At 38.8% G+C, this 19,551-nt stretch carries 15 protein-coding genes; 6 read left to right on the forward strand and 9 right to left on the reverse strand.

All coding sequences use genetic code 11. The features are described from left to right. Nucleotides 1-545: 545 nt before the first annotated feature. The 3 genes from ACHUE3_RS03350 to exaC all read right to left on the reverse strand — a co-directional run bounded on the left by ACHUE3_RS03350 (nucleotide 546) and on the right by exaC (nucleotide 4,635). Entirely contained in the window at nucleotides 546-2,027 is a 1,482-nt protein-coding gene (locus tag ACHUE3_RS03350; protein WP_394190163.1) for a S41 family peptidase, read from the reverse strand. A 182-nt stretch (nucleotides 2,028-2,209) separates the two neighbouring features. Further along, a complete protein-coding gene (locus ACHUE3_RS03355) occupies nucleotides 2,210-2,644 on the reverse strand; it encodes a hypothetical protein (RefSeq protein WP_394190165.1) in 435 nt (144 codons plus the stop codon). A gap of 470 nt (nucleotides 2,645-3,114) precedes the next feature. Beyond that, nucleotides 3,115-4,635, reverse strand: coding sequence for an acetaldehyde dehydrogenase ExaC (exaC, locus tag ACHUE3_RS03360; protein WP_394190167.1), 1,521 nt, complete (start codon nucleotides 4,633-4,635; stop codon nucleotides 3,115-3,117). A gap of 170 nt (nucleotides 4,636-4,805) precedes the next feature. Here exaC and ACHUE3_RS03365 point away from each other — a divergent pair, with 170 nt between their 5' ends. The 3 genes from ACHUE3_RS03365 to ACHUE3_RS03375 all read left to right on the forward strand — a co-directional run bounded on the left by ACHUE3_RS03365 (nucleotide 4,806) and on the right by ACHUE3_RS03375 (nucleotide 9,485). After that, the gene (locus ACHUE3_RS03365) at nucleotides 4,806-5,756 is read left to right on the forward strand and encodes an AraC family transcriptional regulator (RefSeq protein ID WP_394190276.1); all 951 of its coding nucleotides are present in this window, start codon (nucleotides 4,806-4,808) and stop codon (nucleotides 5,754-5,756) included. A 181-nt stretch (nucleotides 5,757-5,937) separates the two neighbouring features. After that, nucleotides 5,938-7,023: a methyl-accepting chemotaxis protein gene (locus tag ACHUE3_RS03370; RefSeq protein WP_394190169.1), complete on the forward strand. Its 1,086-nt coding sequence runs from the start codon at nucleotides 5,938-5,940 to the stop codon at nucleotides 7,021-7,023. Nucleotides 7,024-7,304: 281 nt separating this feature from the next. Continuing rightward, the gene (locus tag ACHUE3_RS03375; RefSeq protein ID WP_394190171.1) at nucleotides 7,305-9,485 is read left to right on the forward strand and encodes an OsmC domain/YcaO domain-containing protein; all 2,181 of its coding nucleotides are present in this window, start codon (nucleotides 7,305-7,307) and stop codon (nucleotides 9,483-9,485) included. Between the two features lie 58 nt (nucleotides 9,486-9,543). Here ACHUE3_RS03375 and ACHUE3_RS03380 read toward each other — a convergent pair whose 3' ends face one another. The 3 genes from ACHUE3_RS03380 to ACHUE3_RS03390 all read right to left on the reverse strand — a co-directional run bounded on the left by ACHUE3_RS03380 (nucleotide 9,544) and on the right by ACHUE3_RS03390 (nucleotide 13,591). Beyond that, entirely contained in the window at nucleotides 9,544-9,948 is a 405-nt protein-coding gene (locus ACHUE3_RS03380) for a DUF1801 domain-containing protein (RefSeq protein ID WP_394190278.1), read from the reverse strand. Nucleotides 9,949-9,972: 24 nt separating this feature from the next. Next, the gene (locus ACHUE3_RS03385) at nucleotides 9,973-10,563 is read right to left on the reverse strand and encodes a DUF1287 domain-containing protein (protein ID WP_394190173.1); all 591 of its coding nucleotides are present in this window, start codon (nucleotides 10,561-10,563) and stop codon (nucleotides 9,973-9,975) included. 145 nt (nucleotides 10,564-10,708) lie between these two features. Continuing rightward, nucleotides 10,709-13,591, reverse strand: a complete 2,883-nt coding sequence (locus ACHUE3_RS03390) for an insulinase family protein (RefSeq protein WP_394190175.1) — start codon at nucleotides 13,589-13,591, stop codon at nucleotides 10,709-10,711. Nucleotides 13,592-13,751: 160 nt separating this feature from the next. Between ACHUE3_RS03390 and ACHUE3_RS03395 the strand changes: the two genes are divergently transcribed. Continuing rightward, on the forward strand, nucleotides 13,752-14,171 hold the full coding sequence (locus ACHUE3_RS03395; protein WP_394190177.1) for an MAPEG family protein: 420 nt from the start codon (nucleotides 13,752-13,754) through the stop codon (nucleotides 14,169-14,171). A 53-nt stretch (nucleotides 14,172-14,224) separates the two neighbouring features. Here ACHUE3_RS03395 and ACHUE3_RS03400 read toward each other — a convergent pair whose 3' ends face one another. Next, complete coding sequence (locus ACHUE3_RS03400) at nucleotides 14,225-14,971, reverse strand: peptidylprolyl isomerase (RefSeq protein WP_394190179.1); 747 nt, start codon at nucleotides 14,969-14,971, stop codon at nucleotides 14,225-14,227. Nucleotides 14,972-15,233: 262 nt separating this feature from the next. Here ACHUE3_RS03400 and ACHUE3_RS03405 point away from each other — a divergent pair, with 262 nt between their 5' ends. Further along, the gene (locus tag ACHUE3_RS03405; protein WP_394190181.1) at nucleotides 15,234-15,416 is read left to right on the forward strand and encodes a hypothetical protein; all 183 of its coding nucleotides are present in this window, start codon (nucleotides 15,234-15,236) and stop codon (nucleotides 15,414-15,416) included. 87 nt (nucleotides 15,417-15,503) lie between these two features. Next, entirely contained in the window at nucleotides 15,504-17,138 is a 1,635-nt protein-coding gene (gene ushA / locus ACHUE3_RS03410; protein ID WP_394190183.1) for a bifunctional UDP-sugar hydrolase/5'-nucleotidase UshA, read from the forward strand. 364 nt (nucleotides 17,139-17,502) lie between these two features. On the opposite strand, the gene ACHUE3_RS03415 is transcribed toward ushA, so the two are convergent. Continuing rightward, a complete protein-coding gene (locus ACHUE3_RS03415; protein WP_394190185.1) occupies nucleotides 17,503-18,450 on the reverse strand; it encodes a hypothetical protein in 948 nt (315 codons plus the stop codon). After that, nucleotides 18,443-19,336, reverse strand: a complete 894-nt coding sequence (locus tag ACHUE3_RS03420; RefSeq protein WP_394190187.1) for a PhnD/SsuA/transferrin family substrate-binding protein — start codon at nucleotides 19,334-19,336, stop codon at nucleotides 18,443-18,445. The genes ACHUE3_RS03415 and ACHUE3_RS03420 overlap by 8 nt, the downstream gene beginning before the upstream one ends. Nucleotides 19,337-19,551: the final 215 nt, after the last annotated feature.

Genomic DNA, 19,551 nt, shown 5'->3' on the forward strand with positions numbered 1-19,551 from the left:
ACCGGAAGTCGTTACGGTGGACTCACAAGGACATGAACGTTCTTCAGGAACCCTTTGCTTATATTATTTACAAACGATACAAGTCCGCTTACCGCTGTGAGCTTAAAGCCGATTTTAGAGTATTTACGTTAACTGACAATGGGGCAGAAATGAGTTAAATCGGAAAGGCAGCTCATGGCAAATATGCGACTGTCAGATTTAAACAAAACCTAAAAATCAATTTTGGCAGATTAAATTAAGACTTATTTACCTAATAAATAGATGTGTATGACCTTGTTTAAATGACACTTTATTAGAAAAACTTAACTCATTGTAGTTACCAATAACAGCGTATTCACCACAGCCAGGACCTCAAACAAACCAACAGTAACTTGAGCTTACTGTGCTCTGGTGAGATAAAACATATACCAGATATAAACCGCATGACAATGAAGCCGACACCATATTGATAGTCGGCTTAAGGCAATACTTTGCATTTAAATAAAATACAAAACACCGAGAGCTTACCCACTTATCATATTACGAATATGCTGAGTGAGAGGAAACTAAAGTGTTTTTATACGTGTTAGTAGCGCTCTCGTTGTCCACTCAAGTTCATTAAAAGGGATATCTGGCTTGTAATAAGCACCTTTTCCGCGGGGTCTATTCACATAGACTTTATTAGGAATAATCACCTTAGTCAGCCCCGATGGAGTATCGACAAGTCTTACTTCCATATACGTTGAATCTGAACTACTGGGCGCACCTAATAACTTCGTATTTGGAAATAATTTGAATGTATCAATTGCATCAAGACAAGCACTGGCACACTGCCCTGGCACAATCACGACAACGTTATTATTAAAATCACTCTGTGCCACCACTTCTTCTTGTGCTAACGCTGGCTTTTCCTCGACATAAAATATCGCATCTTTTTCTAACGATTCCTTCATACCAGCAGATACTTTATCAACCATGTCATACATTTGAGGCTGCTCTTTTAGTAGTACTTTTAATGATTCAACATAATTAGTATTTTCTTCAGACGCCCGCCACCATACTTGCGTATTGCGCCCATATTGCGCTCGTTTTTGGTTAACAATGTGTTCTCCCCATAATTGCTCAGCAACTTTTAAACTCCAAAAAGAAGAGCCGCCTTGATTATGACGAAGATCGAGCACTACCGTTTTGGCATTGAGTAACTTACCTCGTTGCTTTGCAAGATCATCAAGCAATGTTTGGTAATCAGCTATTTGCAACTCATCAGGGCTAAAAGTTGGCATTGCAACCCACGCTATATTTTCACTCGGCCAGCCTAAACCAATAGGCAATTCATCGCCATTGTAGGCATACTTTAATTGCTTACTCACGCTCTTTGGACGAACAGACCACTTCAGTATCACGCTATAAGTAGCGCCATTAGCGTTAACAAAATCACAGTTTTTTATTTTAGGCAAAAATGGATTTCCATCATCAATCAATAAGCGCCATCCTTGGTTCCACCAATGCCCGGGCTGATCAACCTCACCATGAAAATTAAAGAGTGTTTCGCGCATCAGAGTTTTAATACCCGTATTATTACAACGTATTATTTTGTCACCTTTGTTCACTTTAGGGTGTTCGCTGTAATATACCCCTAAGCTGTCACCACGCCATACAGCAGAAAACTCGGGCCAACGTCTTGGAAGTTTAAACTCGTCAGGTAAAACAGCGACCGCCCCGGCATGTCCATCTTGCAATACAGTATTAAAGCGGGCAATTGCAGCCTCGTACCCTTGAGGCGTTGTCACTTGCTGAGCAAGTGTTAAAGCGTGTTGTTTGGCGTCTTCAAGTAACGTGGGGAAGTTTGGATTATCGCTGTCATACATGCCCGGATGATTTGCCGCAGTTTGTGCATAAGCATATTCAATATCATGCTCTGTTAGCGCTTGCCACTGTGTTGCGGTTCGTGGGAAGTTTGGCTTAACAAAATCATCATTTTGCGAAAAGCTATTGGACGAAATAAGCGTCAACAAACCAACCAAGCACAAATTAATTACGTTTTTCATCTAAATCCTTCTATTTATTGGTCTGACTTATAGGTTTCCCGTTTTATGTAAATTAAGAACAAAACCAATCCTCAGTTACACAAAGCCATGTTTTCGAAAATGACTCTTTTACTTTAAACTTTTGTTCAATATGGTGCTTTGACTTTTTCTCAAAAATACTTGATTGGATTTTATACACTTCCCTATGTGTTTTTCACCATTATCTGATTAATTTTATACTGCATATAAATCACATGAAATAGCGAGGTACTTAACGGATTTAGCCAAAGTGTGTCACCCTTTTTAGCCCTAGTCATTAAATTAATACGGTTTCGCACCATGATTATCCAAGTTACATCAAAAATACTTGATACCACATGCAAACCAATTGAACTTCTTAAAATGGTAGTGTCATGAAAGTTTAAAAAACCGTAGATTAAACTAAGCAATGAAACAACAAATAGCATACTCGCTGTGACAATAAACAACGTGGGGATTTTATACTCTGTGTGTTTATTTATCTGGTTAGAAAAAACGTACAGTTTGTAGATTAGGTATGCGCCAATTGTCAGCAAACACAAAACAAGTGTTTTTATTACTGAGTTAACATCAAACACCTCAGTCAGTCCTTTTTGCATTTAATTTCCTTGAATAGACTCAATAACGCGTTTTTAAAAATCAAAGCCACCTATGAATAAAGGTTTAAAGCAAAATGACGGATTTTAAGGTTGTTTTATTTCCTTTTAGTCAGGACTTGTTGCAAATGCTAATAACAACACATTCGCGATTACCAAATACAACCTTTTCATAAAAACACCTTTCAAAATGATATATAACGAACTTATCGATTAACTCGCTATGATTTCATTTTTATTATGATACAAACCATAACTGAGTTCCTATTTTAGTTCAATTAGTTACTTCACTGCGACATAAAATTTAGATGCGAGATAATCGTAAGTTTAGTTGTTAGGTTTAACTGAATTTAACGAGGTGATTAAGGGATATCATTTCACGGTCAAAATAGAAAAACCAATGCTTTGAATAAAAAAAGCGCTGTAAAAATACAGCGCCTGTCATTACTTAATCTATTATGGGTTTATAGGATTTAAAAAAAGCCGAGTGGATCTTCGCTATAACTTACCAATAAGTTTTTAGTTTGCTGGTAATGTTCGAGAGCAAGTTTGTGGGTTTCGCGGCCAATACCTGATTTTTTATAGCCACCAAATGCGGCATGCGCTGGATACATATGGTAACAGTTCGTCCACACACGGCCCGCCTCTATTTTACGGCCAAAGTGATAAGCACGGTTCATGTTACGGCTCCATACGCCTGCACCTAAACCAAACTCTGAGCTGTTAGCAAGCTCAAGTGCTTGTGCTTCATCTTTAAAGGTCGACATAGAAATAACCGGGCCAAAAATTTCTTCTTGGAATACCCGCATATCGTTCGTGCCTTTAAGTAAAGTAGGCTGAATATAATAGCCGCCGTTTAGCTCTTCACTTAACTGTTCAATATTGCCGCCTGTGAGAACTTCAGCTCCTTCTTTTTTACCAATTTCAATGTAACTCAGTATTTTATCAAACTGAGCTTGAGACGCTTGCGCCCCTACCATGGTTTCACTATCAAGTGGGTTGCCACGTTTTATCTGCAGTGTGCGCGCTAAAATACGCTCAATAAACTGCTCGTAAATATCTTCTTGAATAAACAAACGTGATGGGCAAGTACACACCTCGCCTTGATTAAAGTAAGCAAGCACAGCTCCTTCAATAGCTTTACTTAAAAATGAATCATCTTTGTCCATTACATCATTAAAGAAAATATTGGGCGATTTGCCCCCCAGCTCAACTGTCGATGGAATTATGTTATCTGCGGCGCACTTTAAAATATGCGAGCCAACTGGCGTCGAGCCAGTAAAGGCAATTTTTGCAATACGGGTGTTAGTTGCGAGTGCTTCACCAGCTTCTTTACCAAAGCCGTTAACAACATTTAATACACCAGCGGGTAATAAATCACCAACAATTTCCATCAACACTAAAATGGATGCTGGGGTTTGCTCTGCCGGTTTAAGCACAACACAGTTCCCCGCAGCAAGCGCTGGGGCTAATTTCCATGCTGCCATTAAGATAGGAAAGTTCCATGGTATTATTTGCCCTACTACGCCCAGTGGCTCATGAAAATGATACGCAACAGTGGTTTCGTCTATTTCACCTATTGAGCCCTCTTGAGCACGTAAACAGCCTGCAAAATAGCGAAAATGATCAGCCGCTAGCGGAATATCTGCCGCTAACGTCTCACGAATCGCTTTGCCGTTATCCCATGTTTCAGCAACAGCCAATAACTCTAAATTTTGCTCAATTCGATCAGCTATTTTGAGTAAGATGTTACTGCGCTCAGTAACCGAAGTTACACCCCATGCTGCTTTGGCTTCATGCGCTTTATCGAGCGCAAGCTCAATATCTGCTGCATCTGAGCGCGGTATTTTACAAAATACCTTGCCGTTTACGGGACTTATATTATCAAAGTATTGGCCATTTACCGGCTCAACCCATTGCCCGCCAATAAAATTACCGTATTGGGATTTAAAATTAATGAGTGCGCCTTCTGCGCCAGGATTTGCGTAAATCATTGTGTGTCCTTTGATCTGTTGTTCAAGAGTTGCCTTATAAGGCTCAATATGGCGAGGTAATTATTGATTGTTTATCTGCCATTTATTGACATTAGCGTATATAAAGCATACAAACTTGATTGCCTGTCCAGAAAACGTGCCTGTGTGTCCAAACTTAGAAAGGGATTATGATGACAGCCTACTTAATGACTGAAAAGCTAACAAAACAACGCAAAGCGGTTGATGTGCTCATTGAAAATAAACTCACCTTTGCATCTGACAGTGCGCATCTAAGTATTTATGACACATATAAAAATGCACAAAAAGTAGCATTACACTCCAGTGAATTATTATTCTGCGGCATGATCACTGGAAAAAAAATAATGCATGTAAACGACAGTGACTATCACCACGCATTTTTGCCTCAACAATCATTTGTGCTTGCACCTGAGCAAGGTGTATTAATTGACTTTCCTGAAGCGTCAATAGCACAACCAACAACGTGCTTAGCCATTGAAATCAGCAAAGAGAAAATAAGCCAAGTAGCAGATGCATTAAATATACAGCAACAAATAAGCAAAGATGATTTCTTTCAATACACCCCGCAACTTGTTCACACTGAACACAATCAAAACACGCAGAGCTTATTAGAACGCATGGTGGGTTTATTTAGCGAGAATGAGCAAGACCGCCAATACTTGATTGAATTGAGCATTAATGAATTAATTACTCGCCTGTTACAACAACAAAGCCGTGATTTATTATTGGCAAATAGCCAAAAACCAATCATCGATTGTGGCTTTACACACGTTTTAAGGCATATTAAACAGAACCTCAGTCATCCACTTGATATAGATGAACTATGCAAAATAGCCTGCATGAGTCGCAGTAAGTTTTATCAACAATTTAAACTTGCTTTTGGCCAAAGTCCTGCCCAATGGCAGCAGCAATTAAGGCTTAAACTCGCACACTCACAATTACAACAGGGTAAGTCGGTTAGTCAGATTTGTTACGAACTTGGCTTTGCAAGCCCGAGTCATTTCAGCCGATTATTTAAAAGCGCGTTTGGCAAGCCACCTAAGAGCATGTTGATGCAAGTCAAAAATAAACTCGATAAAAAGTGCAATAATTCGCTGCAATAACCTAACTATGTATGTTGATGAACAGATTAGTTACTTATTGCCATTCACAAAATAAGAAAATTTAACGAATTAAATTTAAGATAAAGTTAACCTAATGTATTAATATGATTGTACTTCGTCTAAATCTAAGCTAATTTTATTGTTCGGGTCATCTTTGGATCCTCAATTACAGGAAATGTTCATGTTCGTCTCAAGTAAAACCTATTTAGCATCACAAAACCAATGTGAGGCGCTTTTAAAAGAAATTGAGTTATTAAAAGCCGACAATCAAGCAATCAGCATCGAAAATGAACAATTGCACGCTCAGTTAAATCAGCAGTCATCAGATGAAGAACAACAATTTAATGCAAGCCTACTGCACAGTACAATTGAGTGTATCAACCAAATTGAGAGCATAAGACAAACAGTTTTAGCGTCATACACAACCATTGATGAAGAAAGTAAGGTGAGCTATCAAATCAGCGAGCTACTAGAGACTTCAAGTAAGTCGCTTCAACAAATCATCCAAGAAATGGATCAAATGACCAGCAAAATGGGCAGTATGACACAGAGTATCTCTGGGTTATCTACCATGGCTGACAGCATTAATAACTTTGTAATCACCATTTCTAAAATTTCTGACCAAACAAATCTATTGGCATTAAATGCCGCCATAGAAGCAGCAAGAGCGGGCGAGGCTGGCAGAGGGTTTAGTGTTGTTGCCGATGAAGTAAGAACATTAGCCACTAACACCAATAAATCAGCTCAAGAAGTCTCAGAGCTTGTTAAAGGTATTATTAGTAAAACAAGTGAAACCGTTAACTCAGTTTCAACAATTCAAGACAACAACTCGCAGCTTTCAAGTAACTTTGAAGCATTAAACAATGATTACGGCACCATCATTGATCATTGCTCAAGTATGAAAAACACCATTACAAATGCTGCAATACGTTCATTTATTCAAACCGTAAAACTCGACCATATCGTTTGGAAAGGCGAAGTATATGCGGTTGCCAACGGCACTTCAAATAAGTCTATCGACGATTTTAGCAACCATACAATGTGCCGTTTGGGCCAATGGTATAACTCAGAAGAAGCACAAAACTTTAAGCAGCTTAGTGCATTTAAACAACTAGAAGAGCCGCATAAAGAAGTACATCGCAACGGCGTTGAAGCACTCGTGCTTATACATAGCGGCGAAAAAGCAAATGCAATTAAGCATATTAACCTTATGGAAGCAGCTAGTGAGCGTGTTATGAATCTACTTGACGACATAGCAAACCATTAGAAACTCCGCTTTAACTTGGCTTTGCGGATAATTGCATGCCAAGTTAAAGCATTTAGCCTCTTCACGATCTATTCATAGCTAAAACATGCCTCTATTTTTTAGTGATTCAACTCATCGCTTTATAATGACCACACTAATCTTTTTTAATTAACCCAAGACTATTGCTTGTATGTGGGCCCTGAAAAAGCGGATAATTGCACATTAATGAAAATACACTGAGTTAGTATGGCTTAAAACTTGAAGCCAACTAAACAACGTGCGCACGAAGGTGGACCAACTCAATGGAAATTAAAGTTAATTTTCTCGATAACCTTAGATTAGAAGCTAAGTTTGACGATTTCTCAGTCATTGCGGATCAACCAATCCGTTACAAAGGCGATGGCTCTGCGCCGAGCCCTTTTGACTACTTTCTAGCATCTTCAGCCTTATGTGCTGCGTATTTTATAAAAGTGTATTGCAATGCCCGTGATATCTCTACCGACGGTATTCGTGTTGCGCAAAACAACATTGTTGATCCGGAAGATCGCTACAACCAAATATTCCAAATTCAAGTTGAGCTGCCTGAAAGCATTTCTGAAAAAGACCGTACCGGTATTTTGCGCTCTGTAGACCGCTGTACAGTTAAGCGTGTTATTCAAACTAAGCCTGAATTTAAAATTGATGCGGTAGAAAGCCTCGATAACGACGCAGAGGCCATGTTAATGGCAAAGCCTGAAGGTAGCGAAAATACCTTTATTCTCGGCAAAGATTTACCGCTTGAACAAACCATTGCAGATATGACCGCAATTTTAGCCGACTTAGGTATGAAAATTGAAATTTCATCGTGGCGTAATATTGTACCAAATGTGTGGTCGCTGCATATTCGTGATGCAGCCTCGCCAATGTGTTTTACCAATGGTAAAGGTGCCACTAAAGAAAGCGCATTATGCTCTGCTCTTGGTGAATTTATTGAGCGCTTAAACTGTAACTTTTTCTATAATGATCAATTTCTTGGTGAAGAAATTGCCAATAGCGAATTTGTGCACTACCCGAACGAAAAATGGTTCCAGCTTACTGATGATGACTCCCTGCCTGAAGGCGTTTTAGACGACCACACGCTGAGCATTTATAACCCTGAAGATGAGCTGTGTGGCTCACACCTAATCGACACAAACTCAGGTAATGTTGAGCGTGGTATTTGCTCTATTCCATACGTTCGCCAGTCTGACGGCGAAACCGTGTATTTCCCGTCAAACTTAATTGAAAACTTATTTTTAAGTAACGGCATGAGCGCCGGTAATAACTTTGCCGAAGCAAAAGTACAATGCTTATCAGAGATTTTTGAGCGTGCTGTTAAACGCCAAATAATCGAGCAAGAATTAGTATTACCTGACGTACCAGAAGCAGTGCTTGCTAAATATCCGGGTATTGTTGCCGGTATTAAAGGTCTAGAAGAACAAGGCTTTCCGGTTGTAGTAAAAGACGCCTCTCTTGGCGGTCAATTCCCTGTCATGTGCGTTACTTTAATGAACCCAAAAACTGGCGGTGTATTTGCCTCATTTGGTGCCCATCCTAGTTTTGAAGTGGCACTTGAGCGCAGCTTAACGGAGCTGTTACAAGGTCGCAGTTTTGAAGGCTTGAATGACGTACCAAAACCAACATTTAACAGTATGGCCGTGTCTGAGCCTGAAAACTTTGTTGAACATTTTATTGACTCAACCGGTAAAATTTCATGGCGCTTTTTCAGTGCTAAGCATGATTATAACTTTGTTGAATGGGATTTCTCTGGCACTAATGAAGAAGAAACAGCAAGCTTATTCGGTATATTAAAAGACTTAGGTAAAGAAGCCTACATCGCGGAGTTTTCAGACTTAGGTACTGCGTGCCGTATTTTAGTGCCTGATTACTCAGAAGTTTACCCTGTAGAAGACTTAATTTGGGATAACACCAACAAAGCTCTTAAATACCGTGAAGACATTTTAAATCTGCACAGTTTAGATGAAGACCAGCTCGCTGATTTAGTAGAGCGACTTGAAGAAAGCCAGCTGGATAACTACACAGATATTATCACTCTAATTGGTGTTGAGTTTGATGAAAACACAGTATGGGGCCAGCTAACAATTCTTGAGCTTAAATTACTTATTTACTTAGCACTGGGTGATTTAGAAGCGACGATGGAACTAGTTGAAACCTTCTTACAGTTTAACGACAACACAGTTGAACGCGGCTTATTTTACCAAGCGATGCACGCCACACTCGAAGTAGCATTGAGTGATGATTTAGAAATTGAAGACTATATTCACAGCTTTACCCGCATGTTTGGGCAAGAAGTAATGGATGCCGTTGTTGGTTCAATCAATGGTGATGTGTTGTTCTACGGTTTAACACCGACCAATATGCAACTTGAAGGCTTAGAGCGTCATCAGCGTTTAATCGACAGTTATAAAAAGCTCCACGCGGCACGCGCTGCAAGAGCGAAGTAAAAACTGTAAGCGCAAGATGCACTTGCGCCTACATTCACTATTGAAACCATCTATAAATTTAAGCACCTAGCATTGGCAGGTGCTTTATTTTTTTATAGCGCAATGCCAGCGACAAACAATGCGCAAGTTCCTTGCTCGGCAATGTTTGGTTTAGCTTAAATACCAAAGCACGATTACCTTGATAGACAAAGGTATCGCCGTATAACTCTTTAAATGTATCGATTAGTTTTGTTTTACAATTAAAGTAAATACAAAATTGCTGCGGCGCTTTTTCTTTATAATCGAACCTGATTGTAGAGCCACTTTTTGCGATATAACTGGGCTCGCCCCATTTCAGGGTTTCTTCAATCTCGGTAATACCTTCTTGCGTAGCAACCTCAAAAATTAAATTTCGAATATCATGCAATAACAGCGCAATATTGTCAGGGTAAGTCGTAAACTTTTGTATAACACTCGCATCCATTTTATTTAGCATTGAAAAGTCCTTTTATAATTCAACTGGCTCATACCGATAATGACCGGTGATCTTATAACGAAACAATACGTCTTCCCGCTGTGGTCCTGCTCCGATATTAAGCACTATCAACGGCGTCTTGTTATCTGCAGCAAGTGTATTTACCACAATACCGATATGCGGCAGATTACCGGGTAACATCCAAGTGACAATATCACCCGCTTTATAGGTTTCAGCATTGTTCGTAATCGGCAGCACAGTGCCGTGACGTTTAAAAAAGGTTTGTAAGTTGGGCACTCTGCGATGATCGATATTACTATCGGGTTTAGTTAAGCCCCATATTCTTTTTGACGGATAAGAAGAGAAGTTATCGCGCATGTCTTCATGCACTAATTGTTGTAAATCAATCCCTAATACTCGGTAGCTACGTATTACCACATCGGTCCACACACCAATATTAGCAGGTACATCACCATTTGGGTAAGCAAGGCGATGATAAGCGCCATCGTAACGTACATTGTGTTGTGTTCTATCATTTGCGGCATCAACCAATTCATCGCTGAATGTGTTTGAAATGCTTTTAAAAGCACTCAGTAGAAGCAATAAGTACGCTATTTTTTTCATCAAAATCCCATGAATTCAATTTGTTCCTTTTTTAATATAGTTGCACTGTGCAAACATTTTGTAAATTATTTTAAAAGTAGTGGCCCATAAAAAAGCCCAAGCAATTGCTTGGGCCTATAGTAAAATTAACACTTAAACCACTTTGCTACTTTTGCAATTTAATACCATCAAAGTGCGCTTGTAAGTCTGTGACTTTTGTTTGCTTTGGTAAATCAGCAAATGGTTTATCGGCAAATTTGCTACCACGAAGTTGCACATTCATTCGCGCAGCTTGTGGGTTTAACATGGTTTGCTTGTAGTAGTCTTTAATATCCGCAAGAGTTACTTTTTCCACTTCTGCTATTAACTTTGCTCTTGAGTCAAAATCAAAGTTCTCACGGTACCAATCGCCAATTAGTGGACCCATTTCATCACTTAAGTTTTTAGGTTGCTCTTTAAGTGATACAAGCGTGGCGTTTTTAAGCTGAGCGAATGTTTCTTCACTCATATTATCAAGCTCAACAGCGTATTGCTTTTTAAACTCATCAAAGCGCGCTTGCATTTCTTTCGGGCCTTTCACTGGTGTTTGGATAAACAGACCAATTGCAGAGTAATCTTCAATTGGGCGGGCCAGTGCGCCTACTGCATAGGCAAGTTGCTCTTCGGTACGCATTTTATCAAACGCGATGGTTCTAAAGTGATCACGCAATACTTGTGCTTGCGCTTTTTGCTTATACCCTGCAATTGGGTGAACGGTCATATCGATAATTGCAACATCCGCAACATCAATGTCTTTTTGCAATACGATGGTTTCACCTACTTGTGGTAACCACGCTTTACTACGCGCAAAAGCTGTAGATTGGTGATTTTTAGGTAAAACATCCGTTAGCTCTTTCGCAATGGCTTCAACATCTTGCTGATTGTAATTACCAAAGGTAAATACACGCAGTTCATTATTGCTAAATGTATGCTGTTTTAATTGCTCAAAATCTGCAAGGGTAATTGATTGAGCAGTGTTGATTAATTCGTCCGTATCAAAACTACCTGTTCTGATCAGCTTTGAATATTCATCAAACGCTTGATAAAAAGGAAATTGCTTTTGTTTGTTAAGTAAGCCACGCTGGAAACGATCTAGCGCTTGCGCTAAGCCTTGCTGCGTCGTTTGAACGTCAATTGATTCAAGCGCTTGTGCTAACAATACATCTTGCTTATCTGTAAAACCACTTAATGACAAGATCAAGCCATTACTTGCTTCTAAACCTACACTCATACCTGCAACCGCAGCTTCAGTGCTTAATTTACTTTGTTGTAAATTATATAAATCAGCCCATACGGAATACAGTACTTTAGCCTTAATATCACTAAGTGCATCAGGTGTATTTACATACACTTCTACTAAACCTTTAGGCTGCTCAGCAAAGTTTTGGCTAGCTTGGCGCCAGACTTTTACGCCTTGTTTGTCATAGACTAATTCTGGGTTCTTTTGCTCACCGAACTCAGCGGTTTTAATCACAAAACTTTCTGGCAATAAACGGTTTACCGTTGGCAGTGCAAGTGAAAAATCACTTGGCTTGTTCCAGCTGCCAATTTCTTCATCACTAATATCTTCGATACGATATTTACCATCGTAAAAATGTAATTTTGAATCGGTTTCTTCTTGTTTAGAGGTATACCAAACGCGCAGTGTTTGTGCATTTAATTGCTCAAGCACATTATTGATTGCATCAGCATCAAACTTGGCGTAATGATACGGTGCATTAATAGCGTGATTAATTGGATATTGTTGCATACTGCCAGCTAGGTTACTGACATAGCCAAATTCGTCACCTTTTTCTAAGAACTGAAATTGGTTATTAAGCGATGTACGAATCTCATTAAAGTATTTGCTATCAACCCCTTCTTTTTTGATGAGGTCAATGTATTGCATAATAGTCGCAACGATTTTTTCGCGGTTTTTCATGCCCTCATCAGTCAGCTGTATATCAACCGTAAGTGCACCATAGTTGCCGTAGTGGGTAGGTGAACTACTTGCTGATAATTGCGATACCCAGCCTTTATCACGCAGTATTTGCGCTGGGCTACCCTGCATTTCATTACTAAGTAGATAGGCCACAAAGCGGTTTGGTTTAACCGCAAACTCATCACTGTTATCAGTAATAGTAAAATCAAGCTGAAGCTGTTTTACGTCTTCATTTGGTGCGTAATGAACACGTTTTCCGCCAACGTTATCAAAATCAAGCTTTTGAGTGACTGTTGGCTTGTCGATTTTCTTATCTTCAATATCAGCAAAATACGTTTGCGCTTTTGCTTCCATTTCACTCAACGGTAAGTTTGAGATCATCGCCAGTTTCATGATGTTTGAAGAATAATACTCATTATAAAAATCAACAGTCTCTTTATGAAGTGAACTGCCTTCTTTATCACCGAGCGTTTCAAGGTTACCAATTAAAAATCGGTTAGCTGGGTGATCGCCCATCATTTTACGCGCAAGTTTAAATTGACCAAAGAAGTCCATTTCGCGGCGCATTGACCACTCGGCATTTACGGCATTTTTTTCTTTATCTGTGTATTCAGGATAAAGTTTAGGCGATTTAAAAAAGTCGGCAAAACGGTCGAGGGCTTCATCGTAAGCATCATTGTTTACTTTAAACATGTAATTAGTGATATCAAGCCAGGTGTACGCATTGTGCGCGCCACCATTTTTAGTCATGAAATCAGAATAGCCTTTAGTGTCTGGGTAGCGCTCTGTGCCTAAAAAAAGCATATGTTCTAAATAGTGAGCCATGCCCTGCTGACTCATAGGGTCATGTAATAAACCAACCCCTACACTCAGCGCCGCTGCTGACTTTTCTGCACTTGGGTCTGAGACTAAAATCACTTCAATGTTATTCGCTAACTTGAGCGTTTTATATTCGCGATTGTCATTTGGGCTTATTACTAAGGTATCTGATAATAATGCAGTATTTTGTTGAACGGGTGTTGTTGTCGTTGTACCGCAACCTGATAAAACAGCAAGCGCTATTGCACTTAGGGTGATAATTTTTTTCATATTAAGAGCTAATCCATCACTTTATTTATTGTTTGAATGATCGGTAAATATCAAAATGCTTGCAATCATTTTCCTATTTACTTTGTAACACATTGTAAATTGCAAAAACAAACTGTTAGTCTGGGCAAGTTTTATAATTAAATAATAAAAAGGACTCAAAATGGATAAGTATTTGTTATTGGCGATGTTTGCACAGGTCTTGTTGACTTTTACAGTCATGGTAATCATGGGGCGTCGTCGGTTCGCTGCTGCAAAAAACAAAACAATCTCAATGTCTGACTTTGCCACCATGAAGCTTGAACACGCAGGTGATAAAGTAAGGGTCGCTGATAGAAACTTTATTAATCAGTTTGAAATGCCCGTGTTTTTCTTTGTTGCTTGTTTAACAGCAATGCAAATGAGCGCAGTAGGCACTTTATTTACGGCAGTTGCATGGGGCTTTGTGATATCAAGAATTGTGCATACGCTGATTCATATCGGAGCTAACAAGGTAAAACCACGTTATTACAGCTTTTTAATTGGCTGCTTACTAATTTTAGTACTGTGGATACTCATTGTTTTGCGTGTATTTAGCGTTTAAGTAACAAATTTAATAGTGCCATCAAACAATTGATAGCACTATTTTTAAAACTCCTAAACAGTGCGACGGCGTTTAAAACCTAATAACGCTAATGGCAGTACAAACCAACCAATAGCTCCACCAGAGCTACTTTCATCAGGGGTAACAATCAAACCATCGCCATTATTGTTTGTACTTTCTTTTGGTGATAGATTTATCGACGAGTTTGGATCATCGTCCAAAACAACAACACTGTTAATCGAAACTAAATTAGCAGAAGTAAGAACAGTATCTGGATCTGCACACTGCTCAGTAGTGATGCCAACAACAGGTATTTCACCGCAATGTGTTAGTTCACGAATTGCATCAATTACATCATAGCTATCAGCCGTAATTTGGCCAAATACAGTAAAACCACCATTTTGATTATCTAAATTTTCGCTATTGTCTTTTAAATTAAAAAACCATTGGCTGGTGGCACTGTTTGCGTCACTGCCCAATTTTGCCATAGCGATAGTGCCTTTTACATTTGATAAAACAGGCTCGTTAGCAACTGCATCCGATGTTTCAATTGCTTTAAACTCATTGTCATAAGTGAATCCACCACCTTGAATCACAAAGTTATTAACTGAACGATGGATCACTGTATTGTTATAGGATTCGTTGTTTACATAACTCAGAAAGTTTCCAACTGTTTTCGGTGTGTGTTGATCAAATAAATTTATAGTGATGGTTCCTTGCGAGGTTTGCATTTCGACAACAGTCGCGCTGCTGGCAAATGTTGTTACCGCCAAAAGCCCTGCTAATATCATTTTTTTCATTGTTTTTTCCAGTTAGAGTGTTGTTCTTATGTAAATTTAATGAAAATACTATACAAACACTTCGCCAATTACGAGCAACAAACCACGAATAATACAAATCACATCAAAACAGTTACAACTGCGTTACACTTATTTACACCTTATTCTTTATTCGTTGATGTTATAGATAGACGCTGCTTACAACTAAATGATCTCAATTCTTGGTTTTTTATTTGTTAGGATGACCACGACAATAAAAACACACACAACAGGATAAACCGTCATGTCACAAAGCAATGAGCAGATTTGCGACTTTGGCTTACATCAAGGTCAATCATATACAAAACTCCCAGCCAGTTTTTTAAATTGGATGGTGGGTAACAATCATGAGAAGTCAGCACTCGCTGAGCAAGAACTAAACCGCAGACAATTAGCAGCTACGGGACAATTAGAGGCTGAAAACTAAAAAAGTAGTGCTGTACACGTTATTTAGTCATAAATTTAGTTTAAACTACGCGTTTAATGAACAGCATCTGACAACACGGGTCACATTATGCGCGTAATTATTAGTTTACTCTTACTATTAAGTGTTACTGCTTGTAGTAATCACATCACACCACACGAATCACCCTCTTCAAATGAAGCACGCTATTTAACCGTGTTACATACCAATGATAATCACGGTCGCTTTTGGCACAATGAAAAAGGCGAATATGGTATGGCTGCACGTAAAACGTTAATTGATCAATTACGCAGTGATGCCCAACAACAAGGCCATGCTGTTTTGCTACTCTCTGGTGGCGATATTAATACTGGTATTCCTGAGTCTGATTTACAATTTGCTGAGCCAGATTTTAAAGGTATGTCGTTGATAGGCTATGATGCAATGGCGCTGGGCAACCATGAATTTGATAACCCTTTAAGTGTATTAAAAAAACAACAGCAATGGGCAAACTTTCCCTTATTATCAGCTAATATTTTTGATAAAAAAACCGGTGAAAATGCATTTCAGCCTTATAAGATATTTAATAAACAAGGGCTCAAAATTGCGGTCATTGGCTTAACCACTACCGATACAGCTAAAATTGGTAACCCGCAATATATTGGCGGTTTAGAGTTCAAAGAGCCAATAGACGTAACCAATAAACTAGCTACCAGGATAAAGAAGCAATACCAACCAGACATTACCATTGCTGTTACACATATGGGACACTTTGTAGATGCTGCATTTGGTATTAATGCTCCAGGCGATGTAACACTTGCTCGTTCACTCCCTAAAAACACACTGGATATGATTATCGGCGGCCACTCTCAAGAGCCGATCTGTATGGCAGGTAAAAATATCAACGATGATAGTTTTGGCCCGGGTAAATCGTGTAAACCAGATCAGCAAAATGGTACTTGGATCATGCAAGCGCACGAATGGGGAAAATACGTAGGTAAAGCTGAATTTAAACTGCAAGACGGCCAACTAACATTAATTGATTACAAATTACTTCCTGTAAATTTATACATAGAACAACCACAAGCAGATGGCACAACAAAACCCGTTTTGGCTGCGAAGTACATCACACCTAACCCTGAGCTAAAATCATTTTTAGCTGACTACCAAGCCAAAGGGGCTAAACAAATTGAAGGAAAAATCGGCTTTGTTGATGCAAAATTAGAAGGTGACCGTAATAAGGTTCGTTATCAGCAAACTAATTTAGCACGCGTAATAATTGCAGCCCAAATGAGCACTGTAGCCGCTGATTTTGGTATTATTAGTGGCGGTGGTATTCGCGATAGCATTGCTGCTGGTGAAGTCAGTTACAAAGACATCTTGAAAGTTCATCCTTTTAAAAATCGCATCACCTACATGGATTGGCAAGGCCAAGATTTATGGGATTACTTAGAGGTTGTAACAAGCTTCCCACCCGATGCTGGCGCGTACATGCAGTATCATAAATTGAGTTTCAAACGCGAAAACGGCAAACTAGTTAATGTACTTATTAATGGCCAGCCATTGGATTTGAACACAACTTATCGTATGAGTATTAACAGTTATAACGCCTCTGGCGGCGATGGATACCCAACACTGACCCACCGTAAGGGGTTTGTTAGCACTGACGAAACCGACGCCCAAGCATTAAAGCGCTTCTTTACAGAAAACAGCCCAGTCAATGCTGCAGCGTTTGCACCTAAATAACCTGAACTCTGGTTAAGAGATGTACTAATGTATTGATATTAAATCACAAATATATTTATTAGTCTCCAGCCGGAGACTTTTAACAATAACAAGGCGAATTTACGCGTCAATAGCTAGCCTATTGCAAGTAAATTCAACGCAGTTAGCGTTAAAAGTAGCCGCTGGAGATAGATTTATTATCTAGAGTTCAGGTTAAATAACGTTAGTAAACAATTAGCAGCATTGAGGTTTAATTAACCTCAGTGCTGCTACAGTTAATTTAATAAATTGCTGTTCTATTGCGTTCAGCAATTCCCACCTTATATTCACTTAAAGGTTCATTAACGTTATAAACTAAACCGCATGGTTTAATTATTTAGCTCAGTTATTTACCAATCACTTCTATACATTCGCTGCTAATTTGGTTCAAACCATAGCTATGTAGACGCGAGCGTGACCCTTCGCCATGCGCTTTCGGTGGGTAATATATCTCTTTTAATTCGGGGTATTCAACTAACACCTCATCCAATGCAGCACGAATTTCACTGAGTGTTTTTTCTAGGCTATTAGAAAAGTTGGGCCGTTTACGAATCGTATGCCCGAGCTCTATGAGTCGGTAAAAATATTTGTTTGCTATATCAATTAATTCATCAGGTACATTCTTATTTTGATTTAAGATAGTATCTGGCTGCTCGCTACAAAACTCAATCAGCGCTAAATAAAAACATAACGGTTTATTCGCTAATGATACATTCAATGCTGCATCATGCGTACTGCCTAATGTTTTGGTATTAAGATCTATAACTAGTTTAAACGGCTCAGGTGCATCCGTTTCATCTGCTTGCTTACGTGCCTTAATAGCACCAACTTTAGAACGTTTAATACTCCCAGCCCAGTAACCAAAAGCCATAGCAAAAAAAGCCAAAATTAATGCGCTTATTAAGTCAGACAACTGCCACAATGTATGATTAATGCGAAACGTGACTGCAACACTGTCATCACTGGTTGTAAGATGGCGAACAATTAACGGCCTATTGCTTAAATCTGCTGCTTCTATCTTCGTATCGCCAATCCCCTCCACAGTCACAACTTCATTGTCTAGTGCCTTATTCAAACGCGTGAGATAACCTTTAATCGCAGCACTATTGCCCGAGTGTTTTAAAAAAACATTCGACAAATCTAACCGAGGTAAATCAAGCGCTATACGCTTTTCAGCTTGGGTAATAACATTTTCAATATTGTGTTGCTGCTGTAAATAACCCGCAGCTTTAAAAATCACTATAGAGCTTATAAAAACAAGTACTATTACCGCTTGGCAAAATTTGTTAATCATCCCCTTCTCCTAGAAAAACAGCATCCGAATCACTGCATTGCCAGTAAGGCTCAACATGATTAAAATAAGAAGATGTTTGTGATTGTGATAATGCCAATAAATTTGTTTGGATAGCACATAACAAATCAGTATTTTCGTGTTGCATTTTTAAATACCAGCGCGTACCAATAATATTACTGCTGATAGGCGTAATGTAATTTTTTGAAAAGCTTTGTTGATCCGTATTTTTCCAAAATGAAGCTATAATATCTACCTCACCGTTTGCGAGTAACTCCCTAAGTTCACTGTGGGAACTTGCGTAGGTTACGTCTAAGTTTTCTAAGTTGATTCCTAACTCTTTAAAGGTTTGTTTTGGTAAAATATGGCCTGAGCGACTGGTTGGATAATCTAATAAGCCGATTCGTTTATCTAAAAAATACTGTTTTTCGATTTTAGGCTTTTCTTTTGCTGAAATAAAAAATGCGGTATAGCTTGGAAAACCCACTATTGGTTGGTAGTTATAAGTAGATTCAGCCTTAAAGGCAGACATAATATTGTTTTTCGCTAATATAAGATCAGCAATTCCTTTACCCACAAACTCAATACTGTCAGCAGTACGATACCCCCAAAAACCTCGCACTTCACCGTATTGTTTTGTCACAACAGCATCTTCACACAAACTATTAATAATTGATTTAGCTACTTTTTGTGACGTGGCATAAATAATTAATTGCTCTTTGTTTTGCGAAGCAGATGTAAAACACCGGCTCGACGTTTCTATTAAAGGCTTAAGCGTTTTCGGTTCAGTAGCGACAAACGATTGAGTGACAAACCAAAGCACCACAAAAAACAGTAGTAAAACTGTAACAAATGTAGAGTGGGATAATATCTGCTGCTTAATTTTCAAATCTTCAACAATCCAAAACTAAATATATCGCTATTTGAACAATTTTAATTACTCATTACAATAGGTAATTTTACTCAAAACCAACAAGCTATTGATATTAAATGATTATGAACAAGAAATTATGAATCTTGTTGAGTCCTTCCTATTCCACTAAAAATCAGGACAATTGACCTCTAAGAATAGTTCAGTACGCAGTTAATTTATTTTTAGGAAAA

This window comes from Pseudoalteromonas atlantica (assembly GCF_043641955.1).
GTDB classification, from domain to species: Bacteria; Pseudomonadota; Gammaproteobacteria; order Enterobacterales; family Alteromonadaceae; genus Pseudoalteromonas; species Pseudoalteromonas atlantica_A.